The 22,298-nt window shown below is 51.3% G+C and carries 19 protein-coding genes; 15 read left to right on the top strand and 4 right to left on the bottom strand.

All coding sequences use genetic code 11. The features are described from left to right. Window positions 1–203: 203 nt before the first annotated feature. Window positions 204–470: a putative hemolysin gene (locus B9P82_RS13815; RefSeq protein WP_003020360.1), complete on the top strand. Its 267-nt coding sequence runs from the start codon at window positions 204–206 to the stop codon at window positions 468–470. Window positions 471–483: 13 nt separating this feature from the next. Here the strand turns inward: B9P82_RS13815 and hslJ are convergent, their stop codons facing one another. Further along, window positions 484–903 carry a heat shock protein HslJ gene (hslJ, locus tag B9P82_RS13810; RefSeq protein WP_046274558.1) on the bottom strand — a complete coding sequence of 140 codons (420 nt, stop codon included), beginning with the start codon at window positions 901–903 and terminating at the stop codon, window positions 484–486. Window positions 904–1,015: 112 nt separating this feature from the next. Then, window positions 1,016–2,005, bottom strand: coding sequence for a 2-hydroxyacid dehydrogenase (locus B9P82_RS13805; protein WP_101700495.1), 990 nt, complete (start codon window positions 2,003–2,005; stop codon window positions 1,016–1,018). Between the two features lie 690 nt (window positions 2,006–2,695). On the opposite strand from B9P82_RS13805, the gene B9P82_RS13795 reads away from it, so the two are divergent. From B9P82_RS13795 to B9P82_RS13780, 4 genes are all read left to right on the top strand, one after another. Then, window positions 2,696–5,335, top strand: a complete 2,640-nt coding sequence (locus B9P82_RS13795; protein WP_101700494.1) for a YdbH family protein — start codon at window positions 2,696–2,698, stop codon at window positions 5,333–5,335. Next, the gene (locus B9P82_RS13790) at window positions 5,332–5,523 is read left to right on the top strand and encodes a YnbE family lipoprotein (RefSeq protein ID WP_016156612.1); all 192 of its coding nucleotides are present in this window, start codon (window positions 5,332–5,334) and stop codon (window positions 5,521–5,523) included. Before B9P82_RS13795 ends, B9P82_RS13790 begins: the two co-directional genes overlap by 4 nt. A gap of 7 nt (window positions 5,524–5,530) precedes the next feature. Then, window positions 5,531–5,854 (top strand): YdbL family probable chaperone protein, encoded by a 324-nt coding sequence (locus B9P82_RS13785; protein WP_016156611.1) that lies wholly within the window; start codon window positions 5,531–5,533, stop codon window positions 5,852–5,854. A 127-nt stretch (window positions 5,855–5,981) separates the two neighbouring features. Further along, on the top strand, window positions 5,982–6,167 hold the full coding sequence (locus tag B9P82_RS13780) for a hypothetical protein (protein ID WP_016153181.1): 186 nt from the start codon (window positions 5,982–5,984) through the stop codon (window positions 6,165–6,167). A 43-nt stretch (window positions 6,168–6,210) separates the two neighbouring features. Here the strand turns inward: B9P82_RS13780 and azoR are convergent, their stop codons facing one another. Then, on the bottom strand, window positions 6,211–6,816 hold the full coding sequence (azoR, locus tag B9P82_RS13775; protein ID WP_006684422.1) for an FMN-dependent NADH-azoreductase: 606 nt from the start codon (window positions 6,814–6,816) through the stop codon (window positions 6,211–6,213). A gap of 201 nt (window positions 6,817–7,017) precedes the next feature. Between azoR and hrpA the strand changes: the two genes are divergently transcribed. The 10 genes from hrpA (at window position 7,018) to B9P82_RS13725 (ending at window position 21,184) form a co-directional block, all read left to right on the top strand. Then, complete coding sequence (gene hrpA, locus B9P82_RS13770; protein ID WP_101700493.1) at window positions 7,018–10,920, top strand: ATP-dependent RNA helicase HrpA; 3,903 nt, start codon at window positions 7,018–7,020, stop codon at window positions 10,918–10,920. Window positions 10,921–11,005: 85 nt separating this feature from the next. Further along, window positions 11,006–11,797, top strand: a complete 792-nt coding sequence (locus B9P82_RS13765; protein ID WP_047417340.1) for a YdcF family protein — start codon at window positions 11,006–11,008, stop codon at window positions 11,795–11,797. Window positions 11,798–11,996: 199 nt separating this feature from the next. Beyond that, window positions 11,997–13,436, top strand: coding sequence for an aldehyde dehydrogenase (gene aldA, locus B9P82_RS13760; protein WP_016153178.1), 1,440 nt, complete (start codon window positions 11,997–11,999; stop codon window positions 13,434–13,436). A 149-nt stretch (window positions 13,437–13,585) separates the two neighbouring features. Next, a complete protein-coding gene (gene cybB, locus B9P82_RS13755) occupies window positions 13,586–14,116 on the top strand; it encodes a cytochrome b561 (RefSeq protein ID WP_019076843.1) in 531 nt (176 codons plus the stop codon). A 171-nt stretch (window positions 14,117–14,287) separates the two neighbouring features. Continuing rightward, complete coding sequence (locus B9P82_RS13750) at window positions 14,288–14,707, top strand: translesion error-prone DNA polymerase V autoproteolytic subunit (protein ID WP_101700492.1); 420 nt, start codon at window positions 14,288–14,290, stop codon at window positions 14,705–14,707. 2 nt (window positions 14,708–14,709) lie between these two features. Next, a complete protein-coding gene (locus B9P82_RS13745; RefSeq protein ID WP_047417344.1) occupies window positions 14,710–15,978 on the top strand; it encodes a Y-family DNA polymerase in 1,269 nt (422 codons plus the stop codon). Window positions 15,979–16,256: 278 nt separating this feature from the next. After that, window positions 16,257–17,558 (top strand): AppA family phytase/histidine-type acid phosphatase, encoded by a 1,302-nt coding sequence (locus tag B9P82_RS13740; protein ID WP_101700491.1) that lies wholly within the window; start codon window positions 16,257–16,259, stop codon window positions 17,556–17,558. A 338-nt stretch (window positions 17,559–17,896) separates the two neighbouring features. Continuing rightward, window positions 17,897–18,172, top strand: a complete 276-nt coding sequence (locus B9P82_RS13735; RefSeq protein WP_003833178.1) for a metal/formaldehyde-sensitive transcriptional repressor — start codon at window positions 17,897–17,899, stop codon at window positions 18,170–18,172. A 32-nt stretch (window positions 18,173–18,204) separates the two neighbouring features. Then, window positions 18,205–19,323, top strand: a complete 1,119-nt coding sequence (locus B9P82_RS13730; RefSeq protein ID WP_016153173.1) for an S-(hydroxymethyl)glutathione dehydrogenase/class III alcohol dehydrogenase — start codon at window positions 18,205–18,207, stop codon at window positions 19,321–19,323. 169 nt (window positions 19,324–19,492) lie between these two features. Next, on the top strand, window positions 19,493–21,184 hold the full coding sequence (locus B9P82_RS13725) for a methyl-accepting chemotaxis protein (protein WP_101700490.1): 1,692 nt from the start codon (window positions 19,493–19,495) through the stop codon (window positions 21,182–21,184). Between the two features lie 45 nt (window positions 21,185–21,229). On the opposite strand, the gene pcaQ is transcribed toward B9P82_RS13725, so the two are convergent. Further along, window positions 21,230–22,153 carry a pca operon transcription factor PcaQ gene (gene pcaQ, locus B9P82_RS13720; protein WP_003020288.1) on the bottom strand — a complete coding sequence of 308 codons (924 nt, stop codon included), beginning with the start codon at window positions 22,151–22,153 and terminating at the stop codon, window positions 21,230–21,232. Between the last annotated feature and the right edge of the window lie 145 nt (window positions 22,154–22,298).

The raw sequence follows: 22,298 nt of genomic DNA, 5'->3' as shown, positions 1-22,298 counted from the left end.
TTTAGCAAAAGCGCTAAAGACAGATTTTCGCTTTTGTGTCCCTCGAATAAACAGAATGAATGGTTTGATCAAAGGAGCAGCCAAAAAATTGCCAGAAAATGTAAACAGTGCGCATAAATGCGCATATTGCCTCTCGACGGCGGTGTTTCCGCTGCCTATTATTTATGGCTGTGTCGTTTGGTTAATATTCAGAGGGGAGTAAGATGCGCGCAGCGTTTTGGGTAGGGTGTGCCGCGTTATTATTATCGGCTTGTAGTAGTGAACCTGTTCAGCAGGCAACCGCCGCGCATGTCGCTCCGGGGATGAAGGCCGCAATGTCCAGTTCTGGAGAAGCTAATTGCGCCATGATTGGTGGTTCGCTCTCCGTTGCCCGTCAGCTTGATGGTTCAGCTATCGGAATGTGTGCGTTACCCAACGGCAAACGCTGTAGTGAGCAGTCGCTTGCCGCCGGAAGCTGTGGCAACTATTAAGCCACCGCGTTTCCTACATTAAATCCGCGAGTTTATACGTCAGCGTTTGTTCTGCTGTTGCCAGTGTTAACTGGTCAGCAGTCAGATCGACCTGTGCGCCTTGCTTAAACATGTCGCTGACGATCCCGTCGAGCGCGTTAAGCTGCGGATCGGCGCACATCATGCGGGTCATCGCCATATCTTTAACCTTCAACTCGCCGTCGGACAGTTTGCCCTGACCGTGGAATTGATTACACATCTTTCCCGATACCGTCATGTTTTCGCCAAAACTCAATTCGGGTTGGTTATTAGCGACGGTGACGGCTTTACCATTCACGCTCTGCAAAACGAAGCGGTGATGCTGCAACTGTTCGCGATTGACGGAAACTTTTCCATTGCTCACACAGCCAGCCATCAGCATGCTGAGCGCAATCAACGTGACAACTTTTTTCATTCAATTTCTCTACGTTTGTGACGGGAATACATTCAATATAATAATGATACTGAAGATTTTAGCATCGGTGATTATCTGAAAATGCCCCCCTGAATCCAGGGGAGCACAGGGATTAGAAGAGGGCGTTTGGACAGGTTTCGCCTTTGGAGATCTGTGCCAGATTCTGCAGTGTGGTCTCAGAAATGCTGGTCAATGCTTCGGCAGTCAGGAACGCCTGGTGACCGGTGAACAGCACGTTATGACAGGCCGACAGGCGGCGGAACACATCATCCTGAATCACGTCATTGGATTTATCTTCAAAGAACAGGTCGCGTTCGTTTTCATACACGTCCATACCCAGAGAACCAATTTTCTGGTTTTTCAGCGCATCGATAGCGGCTTGTGAATCGATCAATGCCCCGCGGCTGGTGTTAATAACCATCACGCCATTTTTCATTTGCTCAAAGGCTTCGTGATTGAGCAGGTGATAATTCTCCGGCGTTAACGGACAGTGCAGGGAGATGACATCGGACTCCGCGAACAGCGTTATAAGATCGACATATTCAACGCCTAACTCCAGTGCGGCAGCGCTTGGGTAGGGATCAAACGCCAGCAGGCGCATCCCAAAACCTTTCAGGATCCGCAGTGCCGCAATCCCAATCTTACCGGTACCGATCACCCCAGCTGTTTTGCCATACATGGTAAAGCCGGTCAGCCCCTCAAGAGAGAAGTTGGCATCACGAGTACGCTGATAGGCGCGGTGAATACGGCGATTCAACGTCATCATCATGCCAATCGCATGTTCAGCGACGGCTTCCGGTGAATAGGCTGGCACACGGACGACCTGCAGGCCGAGTTCTTTTGCCGCGTCGAGATCGACGTTATTGAAGCCGGCGCAACGCAGCGCAATATATTTCACGCCATGCTTTTTCAGCTCTTCCAGAACCGGGCGGCTGCCATCGTCGTTGACGAAGATACAGACAGCTTCACAGCCATGGGCTGTTTTGGCTGTTTTCTCCGTCAGCAGAAAGTCAAAGAATTCAAGTTCAAAACCAAAAGCCTCGTTAACCTGCTGCAGATACTTCTTGTCGTACTGTTTTGTACTATAGATGGCGAGTTTCATAAGACTTTCTCCAGTGATTTTGACGTCACATTAATTCAATTCAAATTATTTTACAAAATCTAAAAAGTTATTGATAGTCATAGGCGTAATGAATAATTTCAGCGCATCTGTTGTTAGTGTGGGCAGGTTACTCAATTTCAACAACTGGATATTTTTCCGTCCAACTCAATACCCGTAATCGATGCAGGTAAAAAGCCAGCCGAATCACATCCAGACAGCTACGCTTATACAGGTAGCAAATATCGGGAGGGGTCATGTTAACTCACTCTGAAGCAAAGCGATGGGCCACCTTAATGCTTAAGGCGGCATTATGTGATGGTATGAAACCTGAGGAGATTTCCCGGCAGGTACATCTGGTCTGCGATCATCATGGTAGAGAGTGCCTCGAAGAGCTCATTGAGGAAATTCTGATAGAAGCTGGTCGTTTAGGACCTAAACATAGCGATGGAGAACTGAGGCCTCATTGAGTCTGAGTTCTTTATATTCCCGACGGCACGTGTAACAGCGTGCCATATAAAATTATGCATTATCTTATTGAATTGATTATTATTTTATTGATTCCCGTTGATTAATAAATAGTGCATATACTTCATGGGAATTTATTCTTAATGTGGGCATATCCTGTTAAACATGCCACAATACTGGCCTAAACCGGCTTAAATTTTCGCTAAATCAGGATATTAACTACCCATGAAGGGTAAATATAAAGCCGCTCTGGCACTTCTCTTATTATTGATTCTCGTGCCGCTGACGTTGGTCATGACGCTTGGCCTGTGGGTTCCTACGCTGGTGGGCGTCTGGTTACCTGTTGGCACGCGCATCGCGCTGGATGAGAGCCCACGGCTGACACGGCATGGGCTGCATATTCCGGAACTCCGCTATCTGGTCGATGATTGCCCGCTAGCGCGTATTACTCAGGCCGATCTTTCTCATCCCAGCCGCTGGTTGCTCAATGTCGGGACAATTGAGCTGGATTCCGCTTGCCTGGCTAAATTACCGCAGACAGAAGCGTCTCCGGCAGCGCCCAAAACGCTGGCTGAATGGCAATCGATGCTGCCCAATACCTGGATTAACATCGACAAAGTTATTCTCTCCCCCTGGCAGGAGTGGCAGGGAAAACTGTCTCTCTCGCTAACGCCATCGACCCAGCAACTGCGCTACCAGGGTGAAAAAGTGAAATTCCAGGGGCGTCTGCACGGGCAAAATCTCACGGTAAATGAGCTGGATATAGCCGCATTTGAAGGGCAACCGCCGGTAAAACTGGTCGGTGAATTTACCATGCCGCTGGTTCCTGATGGACTACCGGTGAGCGGTCATGCGGTTGCTACTCTGAGCTTGCCGCAGGAGCCCTCACTGGTGGACGCCGAACTGGAGTGGCAAGAAAACAGCGGACAACTGATCGTCATGGCGCGGGATAATGCCGATCCGTTGCTCGATCTTCCGTGGGAAATAACCCGTCAGCAATTAACCATCAGCGACGGTCGCTGGAACTGGCCTTATCAGGGATTCCCGCTCAGCGGGCGGTTGGGCATGAAAGTTGAAAACTGGCAGGCCGGGCTGGAAAATGCGGTGGTGAGCGGGCGTCTGAACATACTGACCCAAGGCGATGCAGGTAAAGGAAACGCCGTATTAACGCTGGGGCCGGGTAAGCTGGGTGTGGATAGTAGCGACATGCCGTTACAGTTGATAGGCGAGGCGAAACAGGGTGACCTGATCTTCTACGCCAAATTACCCGCCAGACTCACCGGAAGCCTGAACGACCCGCAGCTGGCTTTCGAGCCTGGAGCGCTGCTGCGTTCGCGTGGACGGGTGATTGACTCGCTGGATATTGACGAAATTCGCTGGCCGCTGGCGGGCGTAAAAGTAACGCAGCGCGGCGTAGATGGCCGTCTGCAGGCTATATTGCGCGCGCATGAAAACCAGATGGGCGGTTTTGAATTGCATCTGGATGGTCTGGCAAATGATTTTCTCCCTGACGCGGGTCGCTGGCAGTGGCGGTACTGGGGCAAAGGCAGCTTTACGCCAATGCATGCGCGTTGGGACGTGGCGGGTAAGGGCGAATGGCATGACAACACTCTGAAGCTTTTTGATCTCTCCACCGGATTTGACCACCTGCAATACGGCACCATGAAGGTGGAAACCCCACGCCTGGTGATGGACGAGCCGATCGTCTGGGTACGGGATGCCAACAAACCGACGTTTAGCGGCGCGCTGTCGCTGGACGCAGGGAACACCACCTTTACCGGGGGGAGCGTGTTACCGCCGTCAACCCTGAAGTTCAGCGTGGAAGGCACCGACCCGACGATTTTCCAGTTTAAAGGCCAGCTTCACGCGGGCGCGATAGGTCCAGTACAGGTAAATGGCCGTTGGGACGGGATCCGCCTGCGCGGACAGGCCTGGTGGCCAAAACAATCGCTCACCGTATTCCAACCGCTCATCCCACCAGACTGGAAAATGAAGCTACGTGAAGGTGAACTGTATGCGCAGGTTGCGTTTTCGGCTGCCCCGGAACAGGGCTTTGAAGCGGGCGGCCATGGGGTATTAAAAGGCGGTAGCGCCTGGATGCCCGATAACCAAATTAATGGCGTCGATTTTGTGTTGCCTTTCCGGTTTAGTGAAGGCGCATGGCAACTGGGTACGCGTGGACCTATTTCACTGCGTATTGCGGAAGTGGTGAATCAGGTGACGGTGAAAAATATCGCCGCCGATCTACAGGGGGCGTATCCCTGGAGTGAAGACAATCCGTTACTGTTAAGCGATGTCAGCGCCGAACTGCTGGGGGGCAAAGTCATCATGCAACAACTGCGGATGCCGCAGCACGATCCGGCATTATTACGGGTGCAGAATATCTCTTCCAGCGAGCTTATCAGCGCGGTTAATCCCAAGCAATTCGCCATGTCTGGCCCGGTCAGCGGTGCGTTGCCGTTATGGCTGGATAACGAAAAGTGGATCATTAAAGACGGCTGGCTGACCAACCCGGGACCTATGACGCTGCGTATTGATAAAGACACGGCGGATGCCGTCGTCAAAGATAATATGGCAGCCGGTGCGGCCATTAACTGGCTGCGTTATATGGAAATAAGCCATTCCTGGACGAAAATAAATTTGGATAATCTCGGTGTCTTAACCATGCAGGCAACCGTAACTGGCAATAGCCGGGTGGATGGCAAAGTGGGGACGGTTAATTTGAATTACACCCATGAGGAAAACGTCTTTACGCTATGGCGTAGTTTGCGTTTTGGCGACAATTTACAGGCATGGCTTGAACAAAATGCAGCGCTGCCAGAATCCCATTGCCCGGAAGGCAAGGAATGTGAGGAACAACAATGAAAACGATAGCTGCCATGTTGGGTCTGCTGGCTTCATCTCTGCTGATCGGGTGCACACCCAGAATCGAAGTGGCTGCGCCTAAAGAGCCGATCACTATTAATATGAACGTCAAAATCGAGCATGAGATCCATATCAAAGTCGATAAAGACGTTGAGAGCTTATTAAAATCGCGCAGCGATTTGTTCTGAGGTCACGATGAAAAAACAGCTTGCAGTGATCCTGGTGGCATTGAGTTTATTCAGTGGCAATGGGTGGGCATTGACCTTGAATGAAGCCAGATCCCAGGGGCGGGTGGGCGAAACGCTTAATGGTTATCTGGTGGCATTGCAAACCGACGCCGAAACGCAGGCGCTGGTGAGTGAGATTAATAAAGCACGCAGCGCCAGCTATCAGCAACTGGCTGAGAGCAATAACATTCCTCCAGATGAAGTGGCGAAAATGGCCGGACAAAAGCTGGTCGCTCGGGCTAAACCAGGGGAGTACGTCCAGGGCATCAATGGTAAGTGGTTGAGAAAATAATAAATCTTCTCTGCACACAACCGGAGAGGCACGACGCTGACTTATTCATCGACATCGCAATAGTTGCCACACTGCATCAAACTGAGGCTGATATAGTTCAACACCGGTCGCGTTGCGGAGTGAAATCATGTGGCTTTTCAAGTGGTATGTCTGGAATCGTTGGATATTCAAGCTGTTAAGCCGGGATGTTGCCGAGCCAGAACAATTTTTGCTGCATTGCTGGGAAGAGAATCTGGCGAAGTGCAGAGATTATGCAACCATCTGGCGGGATATTAACCGCATTCACGGCAAACAGGTGCAGGTAAAGAAGTAAATGCTGGAGAAACCCTCCCACCGGATGGTGAGAGGGTGAATTATCAGGCAGCGACGACGCTGTCGATAGCGGCTTTCGCATCGGACTGCGCTTTGGACGCCACTTCCGGGCCGTACGCAATGCCTTCAGCAAAGACGACGTTCACGTCGGTGATGCCAATAAAGCCCAGGAATACGTTCAGATACGGCGTGATCAGGTCGGTCGGCGTATCTTTATGGATACCACCACGGCTGGTCAACACGACTGCGCGTTTACCCGTCACCAGACCTTCCGGACCTTTCTCGGTATAACGGAAAGTCACACCTGCACGGGCAATCAGATCGAAATAGTTTTTCAGCTGGGTTGGGATGTTGAAGTTATACATCGGCGCGGCGATAACAATCACATCATGCGCTTTCAGCTCAGCAATCAGCTCATCGGACAACGCCAGCGCTTCCTGCTGACGCGGTGTCAGCGGCGCATCGCTCGGGCGCAGCGCACCCACCAGTTCGCCATCCAGTACCGGAACAGGATTTGCAGCCAGGTCACGGACGGTGATTTCATCAGCGGAGTGCTTTTCACGCCACTGTTCAACAAAATAATCAGACAACTGACCAGACTGAGAGTACCCTGCCAGAATACTGGATTTAAGAACTAATACCTTGCTCATGGGTGTTTCCTTTTATGTGTTTGAAGGGGGAGTGCCCCGTTGCTTGTTGACACTTTATTCACAATCCTGTCGCAGTGATAGCGCAATATATCGAATCCTATGTTCGAAATTATTGAACAACACATGAAAAGCGCTGATGTGGTACTCTATACCTATCATCTAAAAGAGATTTAACCCGGCAGAGCACTGCCTTTTAACGCTATGACAGAACAACAAAAATTAACCTTCAACATGTTGCAGCAACAGCTGGATTCACTGATGCTGCGTGACAGACAGCGTTTTGCCCGCCGCCTGCAGGGCGTGAAGAAGGTTAAAAATCCTGATGCACAACAGGCCATTTACCAGGAGATGGCAAAAGAGATTGATCACGCTGCAGGTAAAGTTGTGCTGCGTGAAGCTGCGCGTCCGGTCATCAGCTTCCCGGAAAACCTGCCCGTCAGTCAGAAAAAACAGGATATTCTGGAAGCGATACGCGATAACCAGGTGGTGATTGTCGCCGGGGAAACGGGGTCAGGGAAAACCACTCAGTTACCCAAAATCTGTATGGAGCTCGGGCGCGGGGTAAAAGGGCTGATCGGCCATACCCAGCCGCGTCGTCTGGCGGCGCGTACCGTGGCGAACCGTATTGCAGAAGAGCTGGAAACCGAGCCGGGCGGTTGTATCGGTTATAAAGTCCGTTTTAGCGATCATGTCAGCGACAACACCATGGTTAAGCTGATGACGGACGGTATCCTGCTGGCGGAAATCCAGCAGGATCGGCTGCTGATGCAGTACGACACCATCATCATCGATGAAGCGCATGAGCGCAGCCTGAATATCGATTTTCTGCTCGGCTATCTGAAAGAGCTTCTGCCACGCCGTCCGGATCTAAAAATTATCATCACTTCGGCGACCATCGATCCGGAGCGTTTTTCAAAGCATTTCAATAATGCACCGATTATCGAAGTCTCTGGTCGAACCTATCCGGTGGAAGTTCGCTATCGTCCAATTGTTGAAGACGCAGATGACACCGAGCGTGACCAATTGCAGGCAATTTTTGATGCCGTAGATGAGTTAGGCCGTGAAAGTCAGGGCGACATTTTGATCTTCATGAGCGGCGAGCGCGAAATCCGCGATACCGCCGATGCGCTGAATAAGCTGGATTTGCGCCATACCGAAGTGCTACCGCTTTATGCGCGTCTTTCCAACAGCGAGCAGAACCGTGTGTTCCAGTCGCACAGCGGTCGCCGTATCGTGCTGGCGACCAACGTGGCGGAAACCTCGCTGACCGTTCCGGGGATCAAGTATGTGATTGATCCGGGTACTGCGCGTATCAGCCGTTACAGTTACCGCACCAAAGTTCAGCGCTTGCCGATTGAACCGGTGTCGCAGGCCTCTGCCAACCAGCGTAAAGGCCGTTGCGGTCGTGTTTCGGAGGGGATCTGTATTCGTCTGTATTCCGAAGACGATTTCCTGTCGCGCCCGGAGTTTACCGACCCGGAGATCCTGCGTACCAACCTGGCGTCCGTTATTTTGCAGATGACCGCCTTGGGGCTGGGCGATATCGCGGCGTTTCCGTTTGTTGAAGCGCCGGATAAACGTAACATTCAGGACGGTGTACGCCTGCTCGAAGAACTGGGGGCGATAACCACCGACGAACAGGCAACCGCTTACAAACTGACGCCATTGGGCCGTCAGCTCTCGCAATTGCCGGTGGATCCACGTCTGGCGCGCATGGTGCTGGAAGCGCAAAAACATGGCTGCGTACGTGAGGCGATGATTATCACCTCGGCGCTGTCTATTCAGGATCCGCGCGAGCGCCCGATGGACAAGCAGCAGGCCTCCGACGAGAAGCATCGCCGTTTCCACGACAAAGAGTCTGATTTCCTCGCATTTGTGAATCTGTGGAACTATCTCGGCGAGCAGCAGAAAGCGCTGTCGTCAAACCAGTTCCGTCGTCAGTGCAAACTTGATTTTCTGAACTACCTGCGCGTGCGTGAATGGCAGGATATCTACACGCAACTGCGTCAGGTGGTGAAAGAGTTAGGGATTCCTGTTAACAGCGAACCCGCTGAATACAGAGAGATCCACGTCGCGTTGCTGACCGGTTTACTGTCACATATCGGGATGAAAGATGCCGATAAACAGGAATTTACCGGGGCGCGTAACGCTCGCTTCTCGATCTTCCCAGGCTCTGGTCTATTTAAAAAACCGCCGAAGTGGACGATGGTAGCGGAGCTGGTGGAAACCAGCCGCCTGTGGGGACGTATTGCTGCACGCATCGATCCTGAGTGGGTCGAACCGGTTGCCCAGCATCTGATCAAACGTTCATACAGTGAACCGCACTGGGAACGTGCGCAGGGCGCAGTGATGGCAACAGAAAAGGTTACCGTCTACGGTTTACCGATTGTTGCAGCTCGTAAGGTGAACTACAGCCAGATCGATCCCGCGTTGTCGCGTGAACTGTTCATCCGCCATGCTCTGGTGGAAGGCGACTGGCAAACGCGCCATGCGTTTTTCCGTGACAATTTGAAGTTACGCGCAGAGGTGGAAGAGTTAGAGCACAAATCGCGCCGTCGCGACATTCTGGTTGATGATGAGACGCTATTTGAGTTTTACGACCAACGCATCAGCCATGATGTAGTCTCCGCGCGTCACTTTGACAGCTGGTGGAAAAAGATCAGCCGTGAAACGCCGGATCTGCTCAACTTTGAAAAGAGCATGCTCATCAAAGAGGGTGCGGAAAAAATCAGTAAGCTGGATTACCCGAACTTCTGGCATCAGGGCAATCTCAAACTACGGTTAAGTTACCAGTTCGAACCCGGAGCCGATGCGGACGGTGTGACCGTACATATTCCGCTCCCGCTGCTCAATCAGATCGAAGAGAGCGGTTTTGAATGGCAAATTCCGGGGCTGCGCCGTGAACTGGTTATCGCCCTGATTAAGTCTCTGCCGAAACCGGTACGACGCAACTTTGTGCCCGCGCCGAACTATGCGGAAGCGTTTTTAGGCCGCGTCACGCCGCTGGAACTGCCGCTGCTGGACTCGCTGGAGCGTGAACTGCGCCGCATGACCGGCGTGACCGTTGACCGTGAAGACTGGCATTGGGATCAGGTGCCCGATCACCTAAAAATCACCTTCCGGGTAGTGGATGATAAGAACAAAAAGCTGCAGGAAGGACGTTCGCTACAGGATCTGAAAGACGCACTGAAGGGTAAAGTGCAGGAAACATTGTCTGCGGTGGCGGATGACGGTATCGAACAGAGCGGGTTGCACATCTGGAGCTTCGGTCAGCTTCCGGAGAGTTACGAGCAAAAACGCGGTAACTATAAGGTAAAAGCCTGGCCAGCGCTGGTGGATGAGCGTGACAGCGTTGCCATCAAACTGTTTGATAACCCGCTGGAGCAACAGCAGGCGATGTGGTGCGGTTTACGCCGCCTGTTGTTGCTGAATATTCCTTCACCAATCAAATATTTGCATGAAAAACTGCCCAACAAAGCCAAGCTGGGGCTGTATTTTAACCCGTACGGTAAAGTGCTGGATTTGATTGACGACTGTATATCCTGTGGTGTGGATCAACTGATCGACGCCAACGGTGGTCCGGTGTGGACCGAAGAAGGCTTTGCGGCGCTGCATGAAAAAGTGCGGGCTGAACTGAACGATACGGTGGTGGATATTGCTAAGCAGGTCGAACAAATTCTGACCGCAGTGTTTAATATCAACAAACGTCTGAAAGGGCGCGTGGATATGACCATGGCGCTGGGGCTTGCGGATATCAAATCGCAGATGGGCGGGCTGGTGTACCGTGGATTTGTTACCGGCAATGGTTTCAAGCGTCTGGGCGATACGCTGCGTTATTTGCAGGCTATCGAAAAGCGTCTGGAAAAACTGGCTATCGACCCGCATCGTGACCGTGCGCAGATGCTGAAAGTGGATAGCGTGCAGCAAGCCTGGCAGCAGTGGTTCAATAAACTGCCTCCCGCTCGCCGTGAAGATGACGATGTCAAAGAGATCCGCTGGATGATAGAAGAGCTGCGCGTCAGCTATTTTGCCCAGCAGCTTGGTACGCCGTATCCGATTTCCGATAAACGTATTTTGCAGGCGATGGAGCAGATTTCGGGATAAATCGGTACCAGACAGCATACCGGGTAAGGTGACGTCACCGCCCGGTATGCAACCCGATAAAGTATTAAGATCAGGAGTCATGAGTATGAGCCAGTTTCCGACACTTTCCGCAACCACGCTTGCGGCGATCAATACCGTAGGGCGATGGTTGGCGCAGAATGATTTTACGGGGAATATCACCGTTCAGTCAGATTGCGTGATTCTGGCAGGGAACGCGGTTATTCCGACCATCGACGCCGCCTGCCGGATCGCGAAAGAGCAACAGGTTCCCTTGTTGATTAGCGGTGGCATCGGTCACTCCACACGATTTCTGTATGACGCGATTGCAGAGCATCCTCGTTACAACATCATTCGTACCACCGGGCGCGCGGAAGCGGCGATCCTTGCCGATATCGCACATCAGTTCTGGCAAATCCCAGGTGAGAAGATTTGGGTGGAAGACCAGTCAACAAACTGCGGTGAGAATGCCCGTTTTAGCTGTGCATTATTGAATCAGGCGACGGAAAGTATTCATACCGTCATTGTGGTACAGGATCCCACTATGCAACGTCGCACGATGGCAACCTTTCAGCGTGTAACCCGCGATGAGCCGCATGCGCCGCGCTGGTTGAGTTTCCCTGGATTCATCCCTGAGCTGGCCCAACAGCAAGACGGCGTGGATTTTGTGCCAGCAGCAGAAGGTTTGTGGTCAGTGGATCGCTATCTGTCTCTCATAACCGGTGAACTTCCTCGCCTGCGTGATGATGCCACCGGTTATGGGCCGTGCGGCCGCGATTTTATCGCCCATGTTGATATTCCTCAGAACGTTGAGCAAGCCTGGCAGCAGTTGCAAAATGACATCGTGCTGACTGACTTACTGGAGAGCCGCTCTCTGTAATTCCTGTTGCCCGTTTGTCGGCGTTTTGCGGCAAACGGGCAAAAATCACACCTGTTTTTTCCCTTCATCATCACTTTGCCAGACGCTTTTATGAAGCCGCTCACAGAACAGCCACTCCAGCCATAATACGACCTGCATGATTGATATTAATTAACAATAGTTTTACTTGTTAAAAACAAATCAATCACAGGAGAGCCGCATGTCAGTACCCGTACAACATCCTATGTATATCGATGGGCAGTTTGTGACCTGGCACGATGATGCCTGGATTGATGTCGTCAATCCGGCCACGGAAGAGGTGATCTCGCGTATTCCCGATGGACGTGCCGAGGATGCGTGTAAAGCGATCGATGCTGCACAGCGCGCTCAGCCGCAATGGGAAGCGCTGCCCGCCATTGAACGGGCGAACTGGTTACGCAAAATTTCTGCGGGTATCCGTCAGCGAGCCAGTGAAATCAGCGCGCTGATTGTGGCGGAGGGGGGAAAAATACAGCAACTGGCTGAGGTCGAAGTCTCGTTTACCGCCGACTATATCGATTACATGGCGGAGTGGGCGCGTCGCTATGAAGGCGAGATCCTGCAAAGCGATCGTCCGGGCGAGAATATTCTGCTGTTTAAGCGCGCTTTGGGCGTGACTACGGGCATTCTGCCGTGGAACTTTCCATTTTTCCTGATTGCCCGCAAACTGGCTCCCGCACTGTTGACGGGTAATACCATTGTCATTAAGCCGAGTGAATTTACACCGAATAACGCCATCGCCTTTGCCAAAATTGTTGATGATATTGGCTTGCCGCGCGGCGTATTTAATCTGGTGCTGGGACGTGGTGAAACGGTCGGTCAGGCGCTGGCCGCAAACCCGAAGGTGGCCATGGTGAGCATGACCGGTAGCGTCGGGGCGGGTGAGAAAATTATGGCTGCGGCGGCTAAAAATATCACCAAAGTTTGTCTGGAGTTGGGCGGCAAGGCCCCGGCTATCGTGATGGATGATGCCGATCTTGAACTGGCCGTAAAGGCAATTGTTGACTCGCGGGTGATCAACACCGGACAGGTATGCAACTGTGCCGAGCGCGTGTACGTTCAGAAAGGTATTTATGACCAATTCGTCAATCGTCTGGGTGAGGCGATGAAAGCCGTGCAGTTTGGCAATCCGGCTGAGCGCAATGATATTGCGATGGGGCCGCTGATTAACGCCGCTGCGCTGGAGCGTGTAGAGCAGAAAGTTGCACGAGCGGTGCAGGAAGGCGCCAGAGTGGTGCTGGGCGGTAAGGCCGTTTCCGGCAAAGGGTATTACTATCCTCCGACGTTACTGTTAGACGTGCGCCAGGAGATGGCGATTATGCACGAGGAGACGTTTGGTCCGGTGCTGCCGGTGGTAGCGTTTGATACGCTGGAACAGGCGCTGACGATGGCCAATGACAGCGATTACGGTCTGACCTCATCGATCTATACGCAGAATCTGAATACGGCGATGAAAGCGATTAAAGGGCTGAAGTTTGGCGAAACCTATATTAATCGTGAAAACTTCGAGGCGATGCAGGGCTTTCATGCTGGCTGGCGCAAGTCCGGGATTGGCGGAGCTGACGGTAAACACGGTCTGAACGAATATCTGCAAACGCAGGTGGTGTATCTGCAGTCCTAAGTTTTCGCCGGGTGAGTCAGTACGCCACCCGGCGCAATTCTCACACTTTGCTGGCGATCCATAAGAATAAGCCGGGTGAGCAAAAGTTAATGAATTTTTAACAAAAGCCCGTTATGGTGACGCATTATTGTTTTTATTCAGGAAGTGTTATGGGGAATAAGTATTCTGGCCTGCAAATTGGCATTCACTGGCTGGTCTTTTTGTTGGTCATTGTGGCCTACAGCGCTATGGAGTTTCGCGGATTTTTCCCGCGCAGCTATCGTCCCTTATTTAACATGGTGCACGTATCCTGTGGCATCACTATTTTAACGCTGATGGTGGCGCGTCTGCTGGTCAGGCTAAAATATCCGGCACCGCCGATTGTGCCAAAACCGAAGCCGATGATGACCGGAATGGCGCATCTGGGGCATCTGGTTATCTATCTGCTGTTTATTGTTCTGCCGATTATTGGGCTGGTGATGATGTACAACCGGGGTAACCCGTGGATTGCATTCGGCATTGTTATGCCGCATGCGGCAGAGGCCAATTTTGATGTAGTGGATATGCTGAAGTCCTGGCACGTGACGCTGGCAAATCTGGGCTATTTTGTTATTGCTCTGCATGCCGCTGCCGCCCTGATGCACCACTATTTCTGGAAGGACAATACGCTGCTGCGCATGATGCCGCGAAAACGCTCCTGATGTAATGCCCCGCAAATGCGGGGTATTTTTTTAGCCGATTATTTTTCCAGACATCATAAAAACTTACCGGCAAGATGGTTAAACAACGTCCAGTTCATCACACTCGCTACTTGATTGCTGCTCTTATTAAAACTACTGTATATAAATACAGTAAATGAGAGGCAGATTATTATGTTGTTTTTCCAGCCTGCGGAACGCCGCGAAATTAAACACTTTCCGTTATTTAGCGATCTTGTGCCCTGCGGTTTTCCATCTCCTGCGCAGGACTACGTTGAGAAACGTATCGACCTCAATGACCTGCTGGTACGGCATCCCAGCGCAACCTATTTTGTTAAATCATCTGGCGACTCCATGAGGGGGGCAGGGATCGGCGAGGGTGATTTACTGATTGTCGACAGCGCCAGAAAACCTGCCCATGGAGACATCGTTATTGCCGCCGTTGAGGGCGAATTCACCGTTAAACGCCTGCAATTACATCCGGTTGTGATGCTGAAGCCAGAGAACAGCGCCTACGCGCCGATCATGATTAGCAGCGAGGACACGATGGATATATTTGGCGTGGTGACATTTATCATTAAAGCAGCGGGCTGATGATGTTTGCACTGGTGGATGTTAACGCGTTTTATGCCAGTTGTGAGTCGGCATTCCGGCCTGATCTGAAAGGGAAGCCCGTTGTCGTTCTTTCAAATAACGATGGTTGCGTTATTGCCAGCAGCGTAGAGGCAAAGGCGCTTGGCGTTAATATGGGCGCTCCGTACTTCAAACAGAAAGATCTGTTCAGGCGCTATGGCGTGTTCTGTTTTAGTTCGAACTACGAACTGTATGCGGATATGAGCAGCAGGGTGATGTCGATTCTGGAGGAGTTGTCGCCACGCGTGGAGATATACAGTATTGATGAAGCCTTTTGTGATTTAACGGGCGTGCGAAACTGCAGGGATCTTACGGATTTTGGTCAGGAAATCAGAGCAACCATTTTGCAGAAAACACGTCTCACGGTTGGGGTCGGCATCGCTCAGACCAAAACCCTGGCCAAACTGGCGAACCATGCGGCCAAAAAGTGGCAGGAACAGACGGGCGGAGTCGTGGATCTCTCAAATATTGAACGCCAGCGTAAGCTGATGGCAGCACTCCCGGTTGATGAAGTCTGGGGCATCGGACGCCGTATCGGCAAAAAACTGGACGTTATGGGCATTAAAACGGTTCTCGACCTCGCGGATACCGATATTCGCTTCATTCGTAAACATTTCAGCGTCGTGCTTGAGCGAACCGTCCGGGAATTGCGCGGTGAGCCTTGTCTGGCGCTGGAAGAGTTTGCGCCGGATAAGCAGGAAATTATCTGCTCAAGATCGTTTGGTGAAAAACTCACGGATTACAACGCCATGAGAGAGGCCATTTGCACCTATGCTTCACGTGCTGCGGAAAAGCTGCGCAGAGAACACCAGTACTGCCGGTTTATTTCTACGTTTATCAAAACCAGTCCGTTTGCCCTGAATGAACCTTATTACGGTAACAACGCATCGATAAAACTGCTGACGCCAACTCAGGATAGCCGGGACATTATTACAGCAGCCACGCGCAGCCTGGACGCCGTTTGGCGAGAGGGGCTACGTTATCAAAAAGCGGGCGTTATGCTGGGGGATTTTTTTAGCTCTGGCGTTGCACAGCTGAATCTTTTTGATAATAACGCCCCGCGGCGTAACAGCGATAAATTGATGGACCTACTGGATACTCTTAATGCTGAAAAGGGGAAAGGAACGCTCTACTTTGCCGGGCAAGGGATACAGCAGCCGTGGGCGATGAAGCGAGACATGCTTTCACCACGTTATACAACGAGATACAGTGATTTGCTGCGGGTAAATTGATAGCCAAACAAGGCTTCCGCCCACCTTATTTATACCGGATCAATTATCCTTTCAATGACAGGACGTTGTAAATTGCCAACGATTCCATAACCTTGGATACCTTTCCAGCGCGGCTAAATTAGCGCTCCTTTAATACTTCGATAAGATACAAAGTTGATATTCAAAAAGTTGGATTGTTGTGAACTCAGGAGTAGGATTATTTCTATCTGATAGAACCAGTTATCGAACTGGCTTATACGAGTTGTTTGTTTTTCACTTACGAAAAGGTGGTGCTGGTAATGAGTACATTCATCATTCGTTTATTAATTTTTTCTCTCTTATGCGGTTCTTTCTCAATACATGCTGAAGAGCAGAACGGTATGAAACTTGAGCGGGTTGTGATAGTGAGCCGTCATGGAGTAAGAGCACCTACGAAGTTCACTCCAATAATGAAAGATGTCACACCCGATCAATGGCCACAATGGGATGTGCCGTTAGGATGGCTAACGCCTCGTGGGGGAGAACTTGTTTCTGAATTAGGTCAGTATCAACGTTTATGGTTCACGAGCAAAGGTCTGTTGAATAATCAAACGTGCCCATCTCCAGGGCAGGTTGCTGTTATTGCAGACACGGATCAACGCACCCGTAAAACGGGTGAGGCGTTTCTGGCTGGGTTAGCACCAAAATGTCAAATTCAAGTGCATTATCAGAAGGATGAAGAAAAAACTGATCCTCTTTTTAATCCAGTAAAAATGGGGACATGTTCGTTTAACACATTGAAGGTTAAAAACGCTATTCTGGAACGGGCCGGAGGAAATATTGAACTGTATACCCAACGCTATCAATCTTCATTTCGGACCCTGGAAAATGTTTTAAATTTCTCACAATCGGAGACATGTAAGACTACAGAGAAGTCTACGAAATGCACATTACCAGAGGCTTTACCGTCTGAACTTAAGGTTACTCCTGACAATGTATCATTACCTGGTGCCTGGAGCCTTTCTTCCACGCTGACTGAGATATTTCTGTTGCAAGAGGCCCAGGGAATGCCACAGGTAGCCTGGGGGCGTATTACGGGGGAAAAAGAATGGAGAGATTTGTTAAGTCTGCATAACGCTCAGTTTGATCTTTTGCAAAGAACTCCAGAAGTTGCCCGTAGTAGAGCCACACCATTACTCGATATGATAGACACTGCATTATTGACAAATGGTACAACAGAAAACAGGTATGGCATAAAATTACCCGTATCTCTGTTGTTTATTGCTGGTCATGATACCAATCTTGCAAATTTAAGCGGGGCTTTAGATCTTAACTGGTCGCTACCCGGTCAACCCGATAATACCCCTCCTGGTGGGGAGCTTGTATTCGAAAAGTGGAAAAGAACCAGTGATAATACGGATTGGGTTCAGGTTTCATTTGTTTATCAGACGCTGAGAGATATGAGGGATATACAAACGTTGTCGTTAGAAAAACCTGCCGGCAAAGTTGATTTAAAATTAATTGCATGTGAAGAGAAAAATAGTCAGGGAATGTGTTCGTTAAAAAGTTTTTCCAGGCTCATTAAGGAAATTCGCGTGCCAGAGTGCGCAGTTACGGAATAAGTAACTAATTATTATATATAGCGTATTAAAAAATAGAACCCCCCGGTTTGTAGTCGGGGGTATTCGTATTGTTCATAATTACATGAGTCTTCAACTGACTGTTCTTTGCGAGTGACAAACCAGTTACGCTGCTCCAGAAAAAATCCGGACTGTTCAGTTATGCAGAATACATCGACAAAGCGCCCGGTGTTGCGGCTCTAAAACCGCTTAACACGGTGATATGCCCACATATGTCTAAATGTGCTGTTTGTGCAACTCATTAAAGAGTAACAAGTTATTTATTTTACAATTAGTTAAAAATACTGATAGTATACCCCTCTATAGTATTTGGAGGGCGTATGCCGCATTCACCCGAAGATAAAAAACGCATTCTCACCCGTGTACGCCGTATTCGCGGTCAGGTTGATGCGCTTGAGCGCGCGCTGGAGTCCGGCGAGCCGTGTTTGGCTATCCTGCAACAAATTGCCGCCGTGCGCGGCGCATCCAATGGCCTGATGGGCGAAATGGTTGAGATCCACCTGAAAGACGAACTGGTCAGCGGGGAAACAACCCCAGACCAGCGTGCCGTGCGCATGGCTGAAATCGGCCATCTTCTGCGTGCTTATCTAAAATAACACCATCACCTCGCAATAATGGGAAGAGACAAATGAAATCACGTGCAGCAGTTGCATTCGGCCCCGGCCAACCGTTAAAAATTGTCGAAATCGATGTCGCACCGCCAAAGAAAGGTGAAGTGCTGGTTAAAATTACCCACACAGGCGTGTGCCATACTGATGCTTTTACGCTCTCAGGCGACGATCCGGAAGGGGTTTTCCCGGCGGTGCTCGGCCATGAAGGTGGCGGCATTGTGGTTGAAGTGGGTGAAGGCGTTACCAGCCTGAAACCGGGCGATCATGTGATCCCGCTATACACCGCAGAATGCGGCGAGTGTAAGTTCTGTAAATCGGGTAAAACTAACCTGTGTCAGGCCGTACGTGCGACCCAGGGCAAAGGTCTGATGCCGGATGGCACAACCCGTTTCTCGTATAACGGCGAGCCGATTTATCACTATATGGGCACCAGCACCTTCAGCGAATACACCGTTTGCGCGGAGATCTCTCTGGCGAAGGTTAACCCGCAGGCTCCGCTGGACAAAGTGTGTCTGCTGGGGTGTGGCGTGACCACCGGTATCGGAGCGGTCCATAACACCGCAAAAGTGAAAGAAGGTGATACCGTCGCCGTATTTGGTCTGGGCGGCATTGGCCTGGCGGTGATTCAGGGCGCGGCGCAGGCGAAAGCCGGGCGTATTCTGGCCGTTGATACCAATCCGGAAAAATTTACGCTGGCAGGTGAAATGGGCGCGACCGATTTCATCAATCCGAAGGATTACGACAAACCGATTCAGGATGTGATTGTCGAGCTTACCGATGGCGGCGTGGACTTTAGTTTCGAATGTATCGGTAACGTTAACGTGATGCGCGCTGCGCTGGAATGCTGCCATAAAGGATGGGGCGAAAGCATCATTATTGGCGTGGCAGGAGCCGGACAAGAGATCAAAACGCGTCCGTTCCAGTTAGTTACCGGGCGTGTCTGGCGCGGTTCCGCGTTTGGCGGCGTGAAGGGGCGTACTCAGCTTCCTGGTATGGTTGAAGATGCGATGAGCGGGAAAATTCAGTTGGATCCGTTTATTACCCACCGTTTACCGCTGGAGCAGATTAACGACGCGTTCGATTTAATGCATCAGGGTAAATCCATCCGTACCGTTATCCACTTTGGCGATAACTAATTCATTGGCCAGCGGATTTCACCGCTGGCACTTTCCTGAATTTTTTTGAATTATGTTGTGAAAGTGTGACGAATCTGGCGCTTTTCACGGTAAGTAAACTTCCCGGATTGCCGATGACTATCTAACGGGCGTGTTTTCACGCATAAACCCTACAAGAGAGTCGACGGTCATGGACAACACTACATCGATGCAAGCCGCCCAGCATAAACTGGGCTTTCTGCATCAAATCCGGCTGGTTCCGCTGTTTTCCTCCATTCTCGGTGGCATCCTTCTGCTGTTCGCCTTAAGTTCCGGGCTGGCAAGCTATTTTCTTATGCAGGCCGATCGCGATCAGCGCGACGTAACCGATGAGATTCAGGTCAGGATGGGGTTATCTAACAGCTCTAACCACTTGCGTACCGCGCGTATCAACATGATCCACGCCGGCGCGGCGAGCCGTATTGCCGAAATGGATGACATGAAGGCCAATATCGCCGAGGCAGAAAAACGGATTAAGCAATCGCAGGACGGTTTCAATGCTTATATGTCACGCGCGGTAAAAACGTCTGCCGATGAAGCGTTAGACGCTGAACTGAGCGCCAGCTTCAAAGCCTATACCGACGGCTTACAGCCGATGCTGAAGTACGCTAAAAACGGCATGTTTGAAGCGATCATCAACCATGAAAATGAACAGGCCAGACCGCTGGACTCTGCGTACAACAAGGTGCTGTTAAAGGCGATCGACATTCGTACCACCAGGGCGCATCAGTTAAGCGAGCAGGCGCATCAGCGTACACAGCTTGGTATGGCTTTTATGCTGGGCGCATTTGTTCTTGCGCTGGCGCTGACCGTGATGACGTTCATTGTTCTGCGCCGTACCGTCATTCATCCTCTGTTGCGTGCCGCCCAGCGTATTGAGCAAATTTCAGCGGGGGATCTCACCATGCCGGAGGAACCGACCGGGCGCAGCGAAATTGGTCGCCTGAGCCGCCATCTGCAAACAATGCAACGTTCGCTGGGGACAACGGTAGGCACGGTGCGTCAGGGCGCGGAAGAGATTTATCGCGGTACCAGTGAGATTTCGGCGGGGAACACCGATCTGTCTTCACGTACTGAACAACAGGCTGCGGCGATTGAACAAACGGCGGCCAGCATGGAAGAGTTGACGGCGACGGTGAAGCAAAACGCCGACAACGCGCATCATGCGAGCAAGCTGGCAGAAGATGCCTCCGGTAAGGCCAGTCGGGGCGGTCAGATGGTTTCTGGCGTGGTCAAAACCATGGGCAATATCTCAACGAGTTCAAAGAAAATCTCCGAAATCACAGCCGTTATTAACAGCATTGCTTTCCAGACCAATATTCTGGCGCTGAACGCAGCGGTTGAAGCGGCGCGGGCTGGAGAGCAGGGCCGTGGATTTGCCGTGGTTGCCAGTGAGGTGCGCACGCTGGCAAGCCGCAGCGCTCAGGCGGCAAAAGAGATTGAAGGATTGATCAGCGAATCAGTCCGACTGATTGACCAGGGCTCCGGAGAAGTGGTCGCTGCGGGCAATACGATGACGGATATTGTCGATGCGGTAAAACGCGTCACCGACATTATGCTGGAAATTGCAGCGGCCTCTGATGAGCAGAGCCGGGGTATCGTCCAGGTGAGTCAGGCAATTTCAGAAATGGATAAGGTAACGCAGCAAAATGCCTCGCTGGTTGAAGAAGCCTCTGCCGCTGCGGCATCGCTGGAAGAGCAGGCGGCGCGCTTAACGGAAGCTGTTGGCACATTCCGTTTAACAGGGACAAGTGCTATTAAACGCGCGCCTGTGACGACAAAGCCTGACCATTCACGCCCGCAGGCGGCAACTGCCAGTGGCGATAACTGGGAAACGTTTTAACAATAAAATCAATTAAGGGACCTGATGGTCCCTTAATTTTAGGCATCAAAACGGCACGGTTTTGCGTATTGCGGCGATCAGGATCTGCGCGGCCTGAGAGAGCTGCACATCGACACGGGTAAGAATACCGATGGGTTCACCCGCACCGTGGGTGGGTATCGGCAACGACACCAGCGTCGCCTGGCGTAAATCTTCTCTAACCGCGCCTGAAGGGACAAACCACACATAGTCGTAATCGACCGTCAGTTGGCGGGAGAGCGATGCTGACAGCGTTTCAATACAGCCCGGCGGCATTTTGCAGCCCTGACTTTGCAACAACGCCTCTGCGTGCTGGCGAGGGGCGGTTCCTTTTGGTGAAACCACCACCGGCCACTCCATCACCCGACTCAGCGTGATGGTTTCCTGCAACAACGGATGGTTAGGGCGCACGACCAGTTTGAGCGATTCCAGAAATAACAGCTCGTAGTTCAGACCAACCATCAATTCCGGATCGGCCATACGGCCAATGCCGAGATCAATTTCCCCTGACTTTAAACCCGCCAGGATCATGGGATTACTCATGGTGGCAACCTGCAGCGTGGTCTCCATTTGCTGCTTATGGAACGGGCCAATGACCGCCGGCAGAATGCCCAGGGCCGCGGTGGGTAAGGCGCCAATCCGTACAACATCCGTCTGTGACTCTTCGCGCTGGTTTAAGGCTTGTCCGGCGGTGTTGAGCGCATCCAGCACTCTGACTGCGTGGGTAAGAAACTGTTCTCCGGGCAGCGTTAATTGCGCGCCAAGGCGGCCACGCTCAAAGAGCCGGGTACCGGTCAGTTGCTCCAGTTCATTCAGCGTTTTGGAGAGGGCTGGTTGGCTCAGGTTAAGGGTCTCAGCCGCGCGGCCCAACGTTCCCTGCTGTGCAACGGCGACAAAAGTATGAAGGTGGCGCAAGCGAATGCGCTGATTGAACAGAACATTTTTTTCCATAAGCGATGTTAAAAACAGAGTCGTATCGGTGACAAGTGAAGTTGTTCGATTTTGATAACTTGATAGCAAAATATTATTAACATTTATCCTATTTTACTTACAACTGATTTATTTTGCTTATGTTTTGTACAGCGCAGCCGGGGGG

Source organism: Citrobacter sp. L55, assembly GCF_002850715.1.
GTDB classification, from domain to species: Bacteria; Pseudomonadota; Gammaproteobacteria; order Enterobacterales; family Enterobacteriaceae; genus Citrobacter; species Citrobacter braakii.
Note: the sequence above shows the minus strand (reverse complement) of the source record. Positions and strands in the feature narration are given on the sequence as shown.

Excerpts from the sequence above, each read along its gene's own strand:
- B9P82_RS13805 (WP_101700495.1), bottom strand. The coding sequence starts at position 2,005 with ATGAAACTCGCCATCTATAGTACAAAACAGTACGACAAGAAGTATCTG.
- B9P82_RS13785 (WP_016156611.1), top strand. The coding sequence starts at position 5,531 with ATGAAAAAACAGCTTGCAGTGATCCTGGTGGCATTGAGTTTATTCAGT.
- cybB (WP_019076843.1), top strand. The coding sequence starts at position 13,586 with ATGGGGAATAAGTATTCTGGCCTGCAAATTGGCATTCACTGGCTGGTC.
- hrpA (WP_101700493.1), top strand. The coding sequence starts at position 7,018 with ATGACAGAACAACAAAAATTAACCTTCAACATGTTGCAGCAACAGCTG.
- B9P82_RS13750 (WP_101700492.1), top strand. The coding sequence starts at position 14,288 with ATGTTGTTTTTCCAGCCTGCGGAACGCCGCGAAATTAAACACTTTCCG.
- B9P82_RS13815 (WP_003020360.1), top strand. The coding sequence starts at position 204 with ATGCGCGCAGCGTTTTGGGTAGGGTGTGCCGCGTTATTATTATCGGCT.
- B9P82_RS13745 (WP_047417344.1), top strand. The coding sequence starts at position 14,710 with ATGTTTGCACTGGTGGATGTTAACGCGTTTTATGCCAGTTGTGAGTCG.
- pcaQ (WP_003020288.1), bottom strand. The coding sequence starts at position 22,153 with ATGGAAAAAAATGTTCTGTTCAATCAGCGCATTCGCTTGCGCCACCTT.
- B9P82_RS13790 (WP_016156612.1), top strand. The coding sequence starts at position 5,332 with ATGAAAACGATAGCTGCCATGTTGGGTCTGCTGGCTTCATCTCTGCTG.
- B9P82_RS13740 (WP_101700491.1), top strand. The coding sequence starts at position 16,257 with ATGAGTACATTCATCATTCGTTTATTAATTTTTTCTCTCTTATGCGGT.
- hslJ (WP_046274558.1), bottom strand. The coding sequence starts at position 903 with ATGAAAAAAGTTGTCACGTTGATTGCGCTCAGCATGCTGATGGCTGGC.
- aldA (WP_016153178.1), top strand. The coding sequence starts at position 11,997 with ATGTCAGTACCCGTACAACATCCTATGTATATCGATGGGCAGTTTGTG.
- B9P82_RS13735 (WP_003833178.1), top strand. The coding sequence starts at position 17,897 with ATGCCGCATTCACCCGAAGATAAAAAACGCATTCTCACCCGTGTACGC.
- B9P82_RS13725 (WP_101700490.1), top strand. The coding sequence starts at position 19,493 with ATGGACAACACTACATCGATGCAAGCCGCCCAGCATAAACTGGGCTTT.
- azoR (WP_006684422.1), bottom strand. The coding sequence starts at position 6,816 with ATGAGCAAGGTATTAGTTCTTAAATCCAGTATTCTGGCAGGGTACTCT.
- B9P82_RS13765 (WP_047417340.1), top strand. The coding sequence starts at position 11,006 with ATGAGCCAGTTTCCGACACTTTCCGCAACCACGCTTGCGGCGATCAAT.
- B9P82_RS13780 (WP_016153181.1), top strand. The coding sequence starts at position 5,982 with ATGTGGCTTTTCAAGTGGTATGTCTGGAATCGTTGGATATTCAAGCTG.
- B9P82_RS13730 (WP_016153173.1), top strand. The coding sequence starts at position 18,205 with ATGAAATCACGTGCAGCAGTTGCATTCGGCCCCGGCCAACCGTTAAAA.
- B9P82_RS13795 (WP_101700494.1), top strand. The coding sequence starts at position 2,696 with ATGAAGGGTAAATATAAAGCCGCTCTGGCACTTCTCTTATTATTGATT.